Genomic DNA, 14662 nt, shown 5'->3' with positions numbered 1-14662 from the left:
TGGTATCCTGAGCCCGCACCACTCGCCGCGACACCGCAGGCCGGTGCATCACCCCCACACTGAGACGAAATCCTTTGTCTCTGGGCGCGTTCTGCGCCGAAGTGGATCTCAGACGGCCAGGTCACCTGGTCCAAGTCCGGCCCGCTGGAATGTCCCGGGCCGCAAACGAGGGGGAAGGATCCTTCGTGTCAGAAACAACCACCCGTCCGCTCTCTGGCCTGTCGGCCATGAAGCTGGACGAGCTCAAGGGCGTCGCGTCGTCGATGGGCATCACCGGCACGACGAAGATGCGCAAGAGCGACCTCGTCGAGGCCATCAAGGCGCGCCAGTCGGGCGGCTCGTCCGCTCCTGCCGCCCCGGCCGCAGCGACGGGCACCACGGGACCGTCGGGCTCGACGGCCTCCGACGCCGCGACCGCCCCCGAGGCGGCTCCGGCCCGTGCCTCGCGCCGGGTCAGCCGCCCGGCGGGGTCCGCCACGACGTCCGAGGCGTCCACCGAGGCGTCCACGGAGGCGTCCACCGCGTCGTCGACGGAGGCGCCGTCCGAGGACCGGGCGCCGCGTGCCGAGCGGGGTGCCCGCAGCTCCCGTGAGAGCCGGTCGGCTCGTGCCGACGCACAGGAGGCCACGGCGTCCGAGCGGACCGACGCGGGAGACCAGCAGGCCTCCGACGCCGACGACCGCGACAACCGCGAGGGGCGTCAGCGCGACCGGGGTCGCGGACAGCAGTCCGACCGTGGCCAGCAGGGTGACGGTCAGCAGGGCGCCCGGGGTGACCGTGCGGACCGTCAGCAGGGCGGCCAGCAGTCCGACCGCCAGCAGTCGCGCCAGCAGGACCGTCAGGAGCGCCAGGACCGCCAGCAGGGCGAGCGCCAGCACGACCGCGGCCAGCAGGGTGACCGTCAGCAGTCGCGCCAGCAGGACCGCCAGCACGGCGAGCGCCAGCAGGACCGCCAGCACGGCGAGCGCCAGCAGGACCGCCAGCAGGATCGTCAGGACCGCCAGCACGGCGACCGTCAGCAGGGCGACGCGAACGACCAGAACCGTGGTCAGCAGTCGCCCTACGACGACGAGGGTGGCAGCCGTCGCAGCCGCAACCGCCAGCGCAGCCGGGACCGCAAGCGCGGCCGCGGCCGTGAGGGCGGCCAGGACTGGAACGACGCCGACCTGCAGGTCGGCGACGACGACGTGCTCGTCCCCGTCGGCGGCATCCTCGACGTCCTCGACAACTACGCCTTCGTCCGGACGTCCGGCTACCTCGCCGGCCCGAACGACGTCTACGTGCCGCTCGGCATGGTCAAGAAGAACGGCCTGCGCAAGGGCGACGCGGTCACCGGTGCCGTCAAGGCGCTGCGCGACGGCGAGCAGCCCTCGGGCAACGTCGGCCGCCAGAAGTTCAACGCCCTCGTGCGCCTCGACACGGTCAACGGTCAGACGCCCGAGGAGGCCGCCAAGCGCGTCGAGTTCGGCAAGCTGACGCCGCTCTACCCGCAGCAGCGACTGCGGCTCGAGACCGAGCCCAACGTGCTCACGACGCGGATCATCGACCTCGTCGCGCCCATCGGCAAGGGCCAGCGTGGCCTCATCGTCGCCCCGGCCAAGGCCGGCAAGACGATGATCATGCAGACCCTCGCCAACGCGATCACGACGAACAACCCCGAGTGCCACCTCATGGTCGTCCTCGTCGACGAGCGCCCGGAGGAGGTCACCGACATGCAGCGCGCCGTCAAGGGCGAGGTCATCTCCTCGACCTTCGACCGGCCGGCCGAGGACCACACGACGGTCGCCGAGCTCGCCATCGAGCGGGCCAAGCGTCTCGTCGAGCTCGGCCACGACGTCGTCGTGCTGCTCGACTCGATCACCAAGCTCGGTCGCGCCTACAACCTCGCCGCACCGGCGAGCGGGCGCATCCTCTCCGGTGGTGTCGACTCGGCCGCGCTCTACCCGCCGAAGAAGTTCTTCGGTGCGGCGCGCAACATCGAGAACGGCGGCTCGCTCACCATCCTGGCGACGGCCCTCGTCGAGACCGGCTCGAAGATGGACGAGGTGATCTTCGAGGAGTTCAAGGGCACCGGCAACATGGAGCTCCGCCTCAACCGCGAGCTCGCCAACCGCCGGATCTTCCCGGCCGTCGACATCAACAGCTCCGGCACGCGCCGCGAGGAGATCCTCCTCGCGAGCGAGGAGCTGAAGATCATGTGGAAGCTGCGTCGGGTGCTCGCCGCCCTCGACCCGCAGCAGGCCATCGAGCTGCTCATCGACCGCCTCAAGAAGACGCGGACAAACTACGAGTTCCTCACCCAGGTCCAGCAGACGAGCGGCTCCAAGCTCGACGACGAGTCCTGACCGACCACCGACGGGGACGGCGCCACATCGGCGCCGTCCCCTTTCGGCGTTTCATGGGCTATTCGGGTCAAATGTTCCTAAAATGGACGCACCACCCCGAACCCACCATGGAGAACCATGTCTGCGCCTGCCGGCGACCCCGATGCCAGCCCCGTCCGTGTCCTCGTGGCCGATGACGACGCCGACATCCGAGACCTCGTCGAGTTCAAGCTGACCCAGGCGGGGTATGCCGTCGAGGCCGTTCCCGACGGCATCAGCGCCTGGGAGGCGTTCGCGGCCAACCCGCCGCAGCTGGCGGTGCTCGACGTCATGATGCCCGGCCTGTCCGGCATCGACGTCCTCCGCAAGATCCGCGAGAGCGAGTTCTCGTCGGTGCCGGTCCTGCTCCTCAGCGCCAAGTCGCGCGACTCGGACGTCGACACCGGCTTCGCGGTCGGCGCCGACGACTACGTCATCAAGCCGTTCAGCCCGCGCGAGCTGCTCCACCGCGTCAACGGCATGCTCGCCCGGGCCCGATGAAGGGCGGGGCGTCGTGATCGTCGGGGCGGCGCTGCTCGTCGGCGCCACGGTCGTCATCCTCGGCGCGTGCGTGCTGCTCATCCTCGCCGTCGTGGCGGTCCGCGCGCGACGGCACAGCCGCACCCAGCGCGACGAGATGCTGCTCTCCCCGCTCCGGCCGCCCCTCATCACCGTGGCCTCGGGTGAGGACGACGACGGCGCGGCCGCCGAGCAGCTGACCTGGGCGACCGGCGTCTCGCGCGCCGTGCTCGACCGCAACATCGTCGAGATGCTCACCAAGATCCGCGGCGTCCCCGCCGAGCAGCTCGTCCACGTGCTCGAGGTCCACGGCGCGGTCGACACGGCCGTGGCGGAGATGTCGAGCCGTTCCACCGTCAAGCGCGCCCGGGCCGCCCAGCTGCTCGGGCTCGCACGTGCCGGGCACACGGTCCCGCTCCTCATCGAGGCCCTGGGCGACGAGGCCGTCGAGGTGCGCAACAGCGCCGCCTACGCCCTCGGTCTCATCGGCGACCCCGTGGCCGCCGGCCCGGTGCTCGCCGCGATCGGCGCGCCGGAGCGTGGGCTGCCCGCGGCCACCGCGGCCGAGGCGCTGCAGTCGATGGGCGTCGGCATCTCGGAGGTGCTGCGCGACGGCATGGCCGACGCCAACGCCCGCACCCGCATGGTCGCCGCCCACCTCAGCGGCGAGCGCAGCTTCACCCGGGGGCTGCCCGAGCTGCGCCGACTGCTCGACGCCGACCCCGACCTCACGGTCCGCGAGACGAGCGCCACGGCCATCGGCCGCCTCGGCCGTGGTGAGGACGCCGGCATCCTCGTGCGCCACACGGTGGCGTCCGAGCCGCTGGCCCTGCGCCGGGCCTGCGTCATCGCCCTCGGCGACCTCGGCGAGGCGGAGGCCATCCCGGCGCTCGCCGTGCTGCTCGACGACTCGGACCCGCGTCTGGCCGAGCTCGCCGCGACGGCGCTGCTGTCGATGGGGCCCGACGGCCGGGACGCCCTCGCGGGGCACGAGGACGAGCCCGCCGTCCGCTCCGCGCGCCTGATGGCCAGCCTGCAGAAGGCGTCTGCATGAGCTGGGACGGTTTCGTCGAGGGGCTGCGGTCCTTCGTCCTGTGGAGCATGGACGTCACCGCGGTGCCGATCATCATCTACTTCATCCTCATCAACACCTCGCTGCTCGTGCTCATCGTGCTGGCCTACCTCGAGTTCCGGGCCCAGCAGCGTCGCCGGTCGACGGCCGTCGCGTGGCAGGGCGCTGGCCTCGCCCCCGGGGTGTCGCTGCTCGTCCCGGCCTACAACGAGGAGGCCGGCATCGTCATGGCGGTCAAGTCCTTCCTCACGCTGCGCTACCCGCGGCACGAGGTCGTCGTCGTCGACGACGGCAGCAGCGACCAGACCTTCGCCCGGCTCGAGGAGGCCTTCGACCTCGTCCAGGTCCCGCGTGAGCTGCCGCACGAGATCCCGATCCGGGCCACGGTGCTCGGCATCTTCGTCCCGCGCGACGGCCGCACCCGTCTCGTCGTCGTCCGCAAGGAGAACTCCGGGCGCTCGGAGGCGATCAACGTCGCCATCAACGCCGCGAGCGAGCCGCTCGTCGCCATGATCGACGGTGACTCCATCCTCGAGCCCGACGGGCTGCTCCACGTCACCCGTCCCTTCGCCGACGACCCCACGCGCATGGTCGCGACCGGCGGGGCCATCCGGCCGGTCAACGGCAGCCGCGTCGTGTCGGGCCGCATCGTCCGCGTCGAGATGCCGCAGACGTGGATCCCACGCATCCAGCTCGTCGAGTACCTCCGCGCCTTCCTGCTCGGTCGCACCGGGTGGTCGCGGCTCGGCGGGCTCATCCTCATCAGCGGCGCCTTCGGGCTCTTCCGGCGCGACGTCGTCGTCGAGGTCGGCGGCCTCGACCCGAACAGCATCGGCGAGGACTTCGAGCTCGTCATGCGCATCCACAAGAAGCTGCGCGACGAGGGCCGCGACTACTCCATCGAGTTCGTGCCCGAGCCGGTCTCGTGGACCGAGGTCCCCGTGACCGCCAAGGTCCTGCGCAACCAGCGCCGTCGGTGGCACCGCGGTCTCTGGGAGACGCTCTGGGCCTACCGCTCGATGCTCTTCCGCCCGAAGTACGGCCGCATCGGCTGGCTCGCGCTGCCCTACTACTGGCTCTTCGAGCTCTTCGCGCCGCTGCTCGAGCTGTTCGGCATCATCATCGTGCCGCTCGCGCTGGCGCTCGGGGTCGTCAACGTGCCCTTCGCGATCCTCTTCCTCGTGCTGGCCTACGGGTATGCCGTCCTCGTGACGCTCGCCGCGATGGTCGTCGACGAGTGGGCCTTCCACAAGCACGACCGCTGGCGTGCCATCTGGCAGACCATCGCGGCGTCCGTCCTCGAGAACATCGGCTACCGCCAGGCCACCGTGTGGTGGCGCCTCGAGGGGTGGTGGTCGAGCCTGCGCGGGAAGAAGCACGTCTGGGGAGTCATGACCCGCACGGGCTTCGACGAGGACCCGGCGTGACCGGCGGGCTGCCGGTCGTGTCGAGACGCTCGGTCGGCAGCCAGATCCGGCTGCTCATCGGCATCCTCGTCGTCCTCGTGCCGATCGGCGCCATCATCTCCGTGGCCACGATCCACTCCCAGGGAGCCTCGGTCCGGGCCCTCACGCTCGCACTCGGTCCCGCCCGCGAGGCCAACAGTGCGGTGCTGCTCGACATGACCCGGGCCGAGGGAGCCTGGAGCGAGAGGGTCGTCGGCGCGCCGGCCCCGATCGACCCGCTCTCGCTGCGCAGCCGGGTCGAGAAGGAGCTGCGCGTCGTCGAGGGCGCCACGCAGAGCCAGGAGCTCTCGCCCGACGACCGCGCCGTCTTCGCCCCGCTCGTTGCCGCGCAGGACACCGCCGTGAAGACCTGGTTCACGGCCGCGGCGGCCTCGCTCGAGAACGTCCCGACCGGCCCGTCGACGCAAGCCCCGCCGGGGAGCGCCGACGCGCCGACCACCCTCGAGACGCAGCAGCGCACCCGCGTCGAGACGGCATACGCCACCTTCCTGCGCGCCAACGGCACGCTCGAGGAGGCCATCCGCTCCCAGCGCGACGCCGCCCGGGTGGAGTCGCGCGAGGCGACCGGCATCACGTCGGGCGTCATCATCGCCGTGGCGGCCGTCGTCGTGCTCGTGCTCGTCGCGGCCGGCTTCGGGATGGACCGCGCCGTCGGCCGCCCGCTCGCGCGCCTGCGCGAGGTGGTGCGCCGGCAGGCCGAGGAGGACGTCATCGCGATGGCGAACCAGGAGGAGGGGGCGCTCGAGGTCCGGATGCTCGCGCGCGACTTCAACGACCTGACCCGGGCCAACGCGCGCCTCGTCGACCAGCAGGCCGCGGTGCTCGAGATGCAGGAGCTCGTGCTCGACGTCGGCCGGGGCGCCCGGTCGGCGCTCGACGTCCACGAGGCGCTGCAACGGGTCACGACCAAGCTCGGCGCGGGCCTGGGCGCCGACCGGGTGCTGCTCTACACCCTCGGCGACGACGGCCAGACGATCGAGGACCGCCTCCAGTGGCACACCGACGACCTGCCCGACCTGCCACCCCTCCCTCGCTCGCTCGCCCAGCAGGTGGGGGCCGTCAACGACGAGCTCCGCCGCGACGTGGGCTTCTTCGACCTCGGCGACCTCCTGGCCCACCAGGCGTACGACGACGAACGCGCCCGGGCCTTCCACCGGGCCACCGGTGCGAGGTCGCTCCTCATGCTCCCGGTCGGCACCGGCGGCCGGGGCCTCGGCATCCTGTCGGTGATGATGGTCGGTGCGCCGCGCCGCTGGCACCGCCACGAGATCCAGGCCGCGCAGCAGTGCGCGGCCATCGCCGCCCAGTCGATCGTGGCCCTGCGGCTGTCGCAGATGCAGGAGGAGCAGGTCCGGCGGCTCACCGAGCTCGACCGGCAGAAGACCGACTTCATGGCGACCGTCAGCCACGAGCTGCGCACCCCGCTGACCTCGATCAGCGGCTACCTCGAGCTGCTCGTCGACGGCGACTTCGGCGACGTCTCCGACGGCCAGCACGTGGCCCTCGACATCATCGGACGCAACGCGACCCGGCTGCGCGGGCTCATCGAGGACCTCCTCGTCCTCAACAAGATCGAGATCAGCGGTCTGCAGGCCGTGTCCGAGGAGGTCGCCGTCCGCGACCTGCTGCGCACGGTCACCGAGACGATGGAGCCGGTGGCCGCCGCCGGCGGAGTGCAGCTGATCTGCACCGACGTGCCCGACGACCTCGTCGTCCGGGTCGACCGCGGCCAGGTCGAGCGGGCCCTGATCAACCTCGGCTCCAACGCCGTGAAGTTCACCCCCGAGGGCGGGCAGGTCCTCCTGTCGGCCGAGCGCGCGGGCGACTCCACGATCATCTCCGTGCACGACACCGGCATCGGCATCCCCGCGGGCGACCTCGCGCGCCTGTCCGAGCGCTTCTTCCGGGCCGGCAACGCCACGGCCGCAGCCATCCCCGGCACGGGTCTCGGCCTCGCGATCGTGCGCGCCATCGTCGAGGGCCACGGCGGGGAGCTCGTCATCGCCTCGGTCGAGGGGGAGGGGACCACGATGCAGGTGGTGCTCCCCGTCGCCCAGCCGGCGAACGTCCCGGCGCGCCGGTGACCTCCGGCGCGCCGGCGTCGCGACCGTCAGAAGCAGCCACCCTGGGGCTGGTCCCGCAGTCGCTGCGTGACCGTCCAGCCGCTCACGGGGTCGCGCAGCACGTCGTCGGCCGGTGCCGACGACCGCGACCTCGTGCCGGTGCTCGTCACCCGGGGTGACCGGATCTCGCCGGTGCGGGCGTCGAGCGACCAGCGCTCGGTGACCCAGACGGCCTCGCCGGTGATCGCCGCCGCCGTCGTCCGCGGGTACCAGACCTCCACGGCCACGTCGCGGCCCTCGCGGCGCACGCTCACACCCGCGGGGACGTCGGGTCGGGTCGGCAGCAGCCGCCAGGTGACCGACCGGGAGGCGAGGTCGACTCCGAGCACGGAGCCGTCCGAGCCGGGGACGACGACGTGGGAGTCGTCGGCCGCCACGACGGTCTCCCTCGGCCAGGCTCCGACCGGAAGCGCGACCTCGAGCGACTCCCACGAGCGCGACGCCGGCGACCCTGTCGACGCCGGCGACCCTGTCGACGCCGGCGACGCCGGCGACCCCGGCGAGCCCGGCGACCAGGCGACGAGCGCCTGCCGGCGCACGCCGACGACCCCGGCGGACGTGACGACCGCGGACGCCCGGTAGGCGCGGTCGGCCTTCGCGTCCACCGGCGACTCTCGCCACGACCAGCCGCCCCGGCCGCCGTCGAGCCGCTCGGCGACGAGGACCGCGTCGCCCTCGTCAGGCGACCCCACGGCATACCCCTGGACGACGCCGAGGACGTCGGCGAGGCCCGTGGGGGTCGAGACCGAGCCCGTCACCACGTCGACGACATGTGTGGCGTGGCAGCCGACGACGACGACGTGGCCGTTGCTGACGACCGGCGGCTCGGACAGCAGGTCGGCCACCGTCGTCGTCCAGCGGACGGTCCCCGACGGGTCGGTGCCGGTGACGCGTCCTGCCTCGGCGGCGGGCACGTCGGGGCAGTCGTCGAAGGAGCAGTCGGCGCCCGAGCACGCCGCGGTCGCGAGCAGCGCGGCGACCGCGCCGGCCACCGCCACGCGTCGCCCGTCCACCCAGTCCCCGATGCCCATGTGAGCCTCCCCGTCGTCCGCCTGAGCTGGGTCCGTCCCGTCGTGGAGGAAGACACCCCACTGAGCCCGAACGATGCATGTCAGGACCCACGTCGCGAGGCGTCGGTCGGGGGAATGCCGGGGCGCTAACGCGCGTTTGGGAGGAGGTGCGCCTTTCTGGCACACTCTTCCTTTGGACCGGTTCACGGGAGAGCAGCTCCCCAGCGTGAGCAGCGATGACACCGACCCGGCCGACTACCTCTAGGAGACTACGTTGAAGAAGGACCTTCACCCCGAGTACGTCGAGACCACGGTGACCTGCACCTGTGGCAGCACGTTCGTCACGCGCAGCACCCAGACGTCCGGCAAGATCGCCGCCGACGTCTGCTCGCAGTGCCACCCGTTCTACACGGGCAAGCAGAAGATCCTCGACACCGGTGGCCGCGTGGCCCGGTTCGAGGCCCGTTACGGCAAGAAGGCCGCCAAGTAGGTCTCCCGCACGCCGGCTCCCACGACTTCGGTCGTCGGGGGCCGGCGTTCGCTTTACCCCGACCCGTCCCCTGAGCCGAAGGGCCTGCCGTGCTCGATTCCGTCCAGTCGATCCTCGACGAGTACGCCGAGCTCGAGCTGCAGCTCGCCGACCCGGCCGTGCACGGTGACCAGGACCTCGTCCGCACGCTGAACAAGCGGTATGCCGCCCTGGCGCCGACCGTCGCGGCCGCCCGCGAGTGGACGGCGGCCGGTGACGACCTCGCCGCGGCGAGGGAGCTCGCGGCCGACGACGAGTCGTTCGCCGAGGAGGTGCCCTCGCTCGAGGCGCGTCTCGCCGTGGCGGAGGAGCACCTGCGACGGATGCTCGTCCCGCGTGACCCCGACGACGACCGCGACGTCATCCTCGAGGTCAAGGCGGGAGAGGGTGGCGACGAGTCGGCGCTCTTCGCGGGCGACCTGCTGCGGATGTACCTCCGCTACGCCGAGCAGCGCGGCTGGCGCACCGCCGTCGAGGACGCGACCGAGAGTGACCTCGGGGGCTACAAGGACGTCCGCGTGTCGGTGCGCTCCAAGGGCGCTCCCGGCCTGGGCGAGGGCCCGTGGGCCCGCCTCAAGTACGAAGGCGGCGTGCACCGCGTCCAGCGCGTGCCCGTCACCGAGAGCCAGGGGCGCATCCACACCTCTGCCGCCGGAGTGCTCGTCATGCCCGAGGCCGAGGAGGTCGAGGTGACGATCGACCCCAACGACCTGCGCATCGACGTCTACCGCAGCAGCGGCCCCGGCGGGCAGAGCGTCAACACGACAGACTCCGCGGTGCGCATCACGCACCTGCCGACCGGCCTCGTCGTGTCGTGCCAGAACGAGAAGTCGCAGCTGCAGAACAAGGAGGCCGCGATGCGCGTCCTCCGGGCGCGGCTGCACCAGCTCGCCAAGGACGAGGCCGACGCGGAGGCGAGCGCCGCCCGCCGCTCGCAGGTGCGCACCGTCGACCGCTCCGAGCGCATCCGCACCTACAACTTCCCCGAGAACCGCATCTCCGACCACCGCACGGGCTACAAGTCCTACAACCTCGACTCGGTGCTCGACGGCGACCTCGACCCTGTCGTGCAGTCCGCGCTCGACGCCGACGAGGCCGCCAAGCTCGCCGCGCTCGCCGACGACGGGTCGCGGGCGTGACGGACCTGCGCGACGACGTGCGGGCCGCCGCCGCCCGACTGCGCGACGCCGGGGTCGCCTCCGCCGACGTCGATGCCGTCGAGCTCGCGGCCCACGTGCTCGAGGTCGACGCCTCCGAGGTCCGTCGGCTCATGGTGCTCGGCGGACGCACGCTCCCGAGGTCGTATGCCGTCCTCGTCGACGAGCGCGCCCGCCGGGTTCCCCTGCAGCACCTGACCGGCCGCGCCCACTTCCGCCGGCTGACGCTGTCGGTCGGGCCCGGGGTCTTCGTGCCGCGGCCCGAGACCGAGGTGCTCGTGGACCTCGCGCTGGGCGAGGTCGACCGGCTGGAGGCGGCCGGCGCCGTCGCCGTGCGGGTCGTCGACCTCTGCTCGGGCTCCGGAGCGATCGCCCTCTCCGTCAAGGCAGAGCGGCCGGACGCCGACGTGCGCGGACTCGAGCTGTCGCCCGACGCGTACGCCTGGGCCGTGGCCAACCGCGACCGCCTGGCCCTCGACGTCGGTCTCGAGCAGGGCGACGCGACGCGACCCTGCTTCGAGGACTGGTCGGGCGCCGTCGACGTCGTGACCGTCAACCCGCCCTACATCCCCGTCGGTGCCGTTCCCGTGGACCCCGAGGTCCGCGACCACGACCCCGACGTCGCGCTCTACGGGGGCAGCGAGGACGGGCTCGCGATCCCGCTGGCGGTGGCCCGGACGGCTGCCCGCCTGCTCCGGCCCGGCGGTCTCGTCCTCGTCGAGCACGCCGACTCGCAGGGCGAGAGCCTGCCCCGCCGGCTCGCGGCGACGGGGGAGTGGACCGGCGTCGCCGACCACGACGACCTGTCCGGACGCCCCCGGGTCACGACCGCGCGCCGCTCCCACTGACGCCGGCCCGGCCGACCGCGTCGGTCCGACGGGCCGGGACCGGCGCCCGGCGCCGCCCGTGTCCCCATTAGGCTCTGCCCGTGAGCGAGCGCTACGACTGCACCGACCCCGAGGGGCGTGCCGAGGGCATCCCGGCCGCGGCCTCAGCCGTCCGACGCGGCGAGATCGTCGTCCTGCCGACCGACACGGTCTACGGCATCGGCTGCGACGCCTTCGACGCCACCGCCGTCGCCTCGGTCCTCGCGGCCAAGGGCCGCGGCCGCGACATGCCGCCGCCGGTCCTCATCCCGACCGCGCGCACGGCCCAGGGCCTCGCGTCGCAGGTGCCCGACTACGCCCAGCGGCTCATGGAGAAGTTCTGGCCCGGACCGCTGACGCTCGTCCTCAAGGCCCAGACCTCGCTGCACTGGGACCTCGGCGAGACCAACGGGACCGTGGCGCTGCGCGTTCCGGCCCACGAGATCACCCTCGAGCTGCTCGGCGACATCGGTCCGATGGCGGTCACGAGCGCCAACACGACCGGCGACCCCGCGGCCCGCACGGTCGAGGAGGCCGTCGGGATGCTCGGTGAGTCCGTCGGGGTCTACCTCGACGGTGGCCCGGCCGGTGACGGCCTTGCCTCGACGATCGTCGACTGCACGGGCGAGACCCCCGTGACCCTGCGCCTCGGTGCCATCACCCAGGACGAGCTCGACGCGGCCCTCGTGCCCGAGCCCGTGCTCGAGGCGCCCGAGCCCGACGCCGAGCCGGCTGCCGAGGCCGACGCGACGCCCGCCGCCGACCCCGTGACCGAGCCGGACCCGGAGGCCGACGTCGAGCCGGGAGCCGAGGCGGCGGCCGGCGACGCCGTCCCCGAGGAGCAGCCTGCGCCCGTCGAGGACGTGCCGGCCGAGGACGAGTCCGGCGGGACCGAGTCCGGCGGGACCGAGTCCGGCGACGCCGACGAGACCGCCGAGACCGCCGAGACCGCCGAGACGCTCGGGGAGTGGCACGACGTGTCCACGACCGAGCGCCCGTCCGACGGTCCTGGCACGACGCAATAGAGTTGGCTCGCGCTCGCGCCCCACTCCCGACCCACCCGGAGAACTCCCATGGCTGACGACACGTTCTACGGCTCCGACTTCGGTGCCCTGCAGTCCTTCGACCCTGACATCGCGGGGGTGCTCCTGTCGGAGCTCGACCGCATCCGTGGTGGACTGCAGCTCATCGCGAGCGAGAACATCAGCTCGCCCGCCGTGCTGACGGCCCTCGGGTCGACGCTGTCGAACAAGTACGCCGAGGGCTACCCCGGGCGCCGCTACTACGGCGGCTGCTCCGAGGTCGACAAGGCCGAGACCATCGCGATCGAGCGCGCCAAGGCCCTCTTCGGCGCCGACCACGCCAACGTCCAGGCCCACTCCGGCGCGAGCGCCAACCAGGCCGTATACGGCGCCTTCATGGCCCCGGGCGACACGATCCTCGCGATGGCGCTGCCGATGGGTGGCCACCTGACGCACGGCACCAAGGTCTCCTTCTCCGGCAAGTGGTTCAACGCCGTGCACTACGGCGTCGACAAGCAGAGCGAGGACATCGACTACGACCAGGTCGAGGCCCTGGCCCGTGAGCACCGGCCCAAGGTCATCTGCGCCGGCGGCTCCGCCATCCCGCGCCTCATCGACTTCGAGCGCTTCCGCGCCATCGCCGACGAGGTCGGCGCGATCCTCTGGGTCGACGCCGCCCACTTCATCGGTCTCGTCGCCGGCAAGGCCATCCCCTCGCCCGTGCCGTACGCCGACGTCGTGACCTTCACGACGCACAAGGTCCTGCGTGGCCCGCGGTCGGGTGCCCTCGTCTGCAAGGCGGAGCACGCCGCGGCCATGGACAAGGCGATCTTCCCGATGATGCAGGGCGGTCCGCAGATGCACACCATCGCGGCCAAGGCGGTCAACTTCAAGGAGGCCGCCACCCCCGAGTACGCCCAGTACGCCACCGACGTCATCGCCAACAGCCAGCAGCTCGCGGCGAGCCTGCTCGAGCTCGGCATCCGTCCGACGACGGGTGGCACCGACACCCACCTGTCGCTGCTCGACCTCCAGGGCGTCGGCGTCACGGGCAAGGAGGCCGAGGAACGGGCCGACGCGGCCGGCATCGTGCTCAACAAGAACGCCATCCCGTTCGACCCGCAGAAGGCCAACATCGCCTCGGGCATCCGCGTCGGGACGCCGTCGGTCACGACCCAGGGCATGGGCCTGGAGGAGATGAAGCAGATCGCCTCGCTCATCCACCGGGCCGTCACCCAGGGTGACGCCGACCCCGACCACGCGGTGAGCAAGGACGTGCGCGCGCAGGTCACCGACCTCGTGACCCGCTTCCCGGCATACCCTCGCTGAGTCAGTCCCCACGCCAGCGTTGGCGCCCGAGCGAAGGTCGGTAGGTGCACGAGTACGTCCTCGTCCTCATCGTGGCCGCTGCGGTCACGTACCTCGCCACACCCTTCGTGCGGAGCCTCGCCGTCGCGACGGGCGCCTTCACGGCCGTCCGCGAGCGTGACGTCCACAAGACGCCGATCCCGCGGCTCGGGGGAGTCGGGATCTACATCGGCTTCGTGGCGGCGGCGCTCGTGGCCCGGGCGCTGCCCTACCTGGGGACGCTCTTCTCGACGAAGCAGATCTTCGGCGTCGTCGCCGCGGCCGGCATCGTGTGCCTGCTCGGCGCCTTCGACGACATCCGTGAGCTCGACTGGCTGACGAAGCTGGCGGGACAGATGCTGGCCGCGGGCCTCATGGCCTACACCGGGGTGCAGCTGCTGTCGCTGCCGATCTTCGGCACGACCATCCTGCCGACGCCCGTCCTCGTGCTCTTCACCGTGCTCGTGGTCATCGCGTCGACGAACGCCGTCAACTTCATCGACGGTCTCGACGGGCTCGCCGCCGGGGTCGTCGGCATCGCGGCGTTCGCCTTCTTCGTCTACAGCTACATCGTGTCGCGCTCGTTCGTGCCGGCCAACGTGTTCTCGACCGCGACCTTCATCTCGGCCGCCCTCGTCGGGTGCTGCGTCGGCTTCCTGCCGCACAACTTCCACCCGGCCCGGCTCTTCATGGGCGACTCGGGAGCGCTGACGCTCGGTCTGCTGCTCTCGGCGGCGACGATCACCCTCACCGGCAACGTCGACCCCGGCCAGGTCAGCGCCAACGACGTGTCGGCCGCGTTCCTGCCGATCCTCGTCCCGCTCGCGGTCCTGCTGCTGCCGCTGCTCGACATGCTGCTCGCGGTGGTCCGGCGCACGCGCGCCGGCCTGCGACCGTGGCACCCCGACGCGATGCACCTGCACCACCGCATGCTGCGCATCGGCCACGGCCACCGCCGGGCCGTGCTCATCCTCTACCTGTGGGCCGCCATCGTGGCCCTGGGCTCGGTGTCCTTCGTCATCTGGGACGGACTCCGTCCGCTCGCGGTCGTGAGCGCGGCCGCCGCGATGGGTGTCGTGCTCACGGTATGGCTCCCGCGGTGGAGGCCGTCCGAGCGCTTGTGATAGCATTCACAAGCACCTGAGGGGAGTCTGGGAAGACCACCACAGGAGCCCGGAAGTCCTTTTC

General features: G+C 72.2%; 12 protein-coding genes. 11 read left to right on the top strand and 1 reads right to left on the bottom strand.

Annotation, left to right across the window (positions count from 1 at the left end; genetic code table 11):
- The first annotated feature begins 227 nt into the window (after positions 1–227).
- From rho to ACSSS0_RS04100, 5 genes are all read left to right on the top strand, one after another.
- Positions 228–2345 carry a transcription termination factor Rho gene (gene rho / locus ACSSS0_RS04120; RefSeq protein ID WP_487231184.1) on the top strand — a complete coding sequence of 706 codons (2118 nt, stop codon included), beginning with the start codon at positions 228–230 and terminating at the stop codon, positions 2343–2345.
- Positions 2346–2462: 117 nt separating this feature from the next.
- Entirely contained in the window at positions 2463–2864 is a 402-nt protein-coding gene (locus ACSSS0_RS04115; RefSeq protein ID WP_051535183.1) for a response regulator transcription factor, read from the top strand.
- A gap of 13 nt (positions 2865–2877) precedes the next feature.
- Entirely contained in the window at positions 2878–3936 is a 1059-nt protein-coding gene (locus ACSSS0_RS04110; RefSeq protein WP_487230159.1) for a HEAT repeat domain-containing protein, read from the top strand.
- The gene (locus ACSSS0_RS04105; protein WP_435985183.1) at positions 3933–5381 is read left to right on the top strand and encodes a glycosyltransferase family 2 protein; all 1449 of its coding nucleotides are present in this window, start codon (positions 3933–3935) and stop codon (positions 5379–5381) included. Before ACSSS0_RS04110 ends, ACSSS0_RS04105 begins: the two co-directional genes overlap by 4 nt.
- A complete protein-coding gene (locus tag ACSSS0_RS04100) occupies positions 5378–7504 on the top strand; it encodes a sensor histidine kinase (protein ID WP_487230158.1) in 2127 nt (708 codons plus the stop codon). Before ACSSS0_RS04105 ends, ACSSS0_RS04100 begins: the two co-directional genes overlap by 4 nt.
- Before the next feature lie 26 nt (positions 7505–7530).
- Here ACSSS0_RS04100 and ACSSS0_RS04095 read toward each other — a convergent pair whose 3' ends face one another.
- Positions 7531–8574, bottom strand: coding sequence for a hypothetical protein (locus ACSSS0_RS04095; protein WP_487230157.1), 1044 nt, complete (start codon positions 8572–8574; stop codon positions 7531–7533).
- Between the two features lie 253 nt (positions 8575–8827).
- Here ACSSS0_RS04095 and rpmE point away from each other — a divergent pair, with 253 nt between their 5' ends.
- From rpmE to ACSSS0_RS04065, 6 genes are all read left to right on the top strand, one after another.
- Positions 8828–9043: a 50S ribosomal protein L31 gene (gene rpmE / locus ACSSS0_RS04090; protein ID WP_435985186.1), complete on the top strand. Its 216-nt coding sequence runs from the start codon at positions 8828–8830 to the stop codon at positions 9041–9043.
- An 89-nt stretch (positions 9044–9132) separates the two neighbouring features.
- The gene (gene prfA / locus ACSSS0_RS04085; RefSeq protein WP_435985187.1) at positions 9133–10221 is read left to right on the top strand and encodes a peptide chain release factor 1; all 1089 of its coding nucleotides are present in this window, start codon (positions 9133–9135) and stop codon (positions 10219–10221) included.
- Positions 10218–11087 carry a peptide chain release factor N(5)-glutamine methyltransferase gene (gene prmC, locus ACSSS0_RS04080; RefSeq protein WP_487230156.1) on the top strand — a complete coding sequence of 290 codons (870 nt, stop codon included), beginning with the start codon at positions 10218–10220 and terminating at the stop codon, positions 11085–11087. Before prfA ends, prmC begins: the two co-directional genes overlap by 4 nt.
- Positions 11088–11167: 80 nt before the next feature.
- Positions 11168–12130, top strand: coding sequence for an L-threonylcarbamoyladenylate synthase (locus ACSSS0_RS04075; RefSeq protein WP_487230155.1), 963 nt, complete (start codon positions 11168–11170; stop codon positions 12128–12130).
- Between the two features lie 48 nt (positions 12131–12178).
- Entirely contained in the window at positions 12179–13456 is a 1278-nt protein-coding gene (locus ACSSS0_RS04070; protein ID WP_487230154.1) for a serine hydroxymethyltransferase, read from the top strand.
- Between the two features lie 44 nt (positions 13457–13500).
- The gene (locus ACSSS0_RS04065) at positions 13501–14598 is read left to right on the top strand and encodes a glycosyltransferase family 4 protein (RefSeq protein WP_435985191.1); all 1098 of its coding nucleotides are present in this window, start codon (positions 13501–13503) and stop codon (positions 14596–14598) included.
- Positions 14599–14662 lie beyond the last annotated feature (64 nt).

This window comes from Terrabacter sp. R4-6, from assembly GCF_057529065.1.
The sequence above is the reverse complement of the archived record's forward strand: the minus strand, read 5'-3'. Positions and strand labels throughout refer to the sequence as shown.

Excerpts from the sequence above, each read along its gene's own strand:
- ACSSS0_RS04105 (WP_435985183.1), top strand. The coding sequence starts at position 3,933 with ATGAGCTGGGACGGTTTCGTCGAGGGGCTGCGGTCCTTCGTCCTGTGG.
- ACSSS0_RS04070 (WP_487230154.1), top strand. The coding sequence starts at position 12,179 with ATGGCTGACGACACGTTCTACGGCTCCGACTTCGGTGCCCTGCAGTCC.
- rho (WP_487231184.1), top strand. The coding sequence starts at position 228 with ATGAAGCTGGACGAGCTCAAGGGCGTCGCGTCGTCGATGGGCATCACC.
- ACSSS0_RS04095 (WP_487230157.1), bottom strand. The coding sequence starts at position 8,574 with ATGGGCATCGGGGACTGGGTGGACGGGCGACGCGTGGCGGTGGCCGGC.
- ACSSS0_RS04115 (WP_051535183.1), top strand. The coding sequence starts at position 2,463 with ATGTCTGCGCCTGCCGGCGACCCCGATGCCAGCCCCGTCCGTGTCCTC.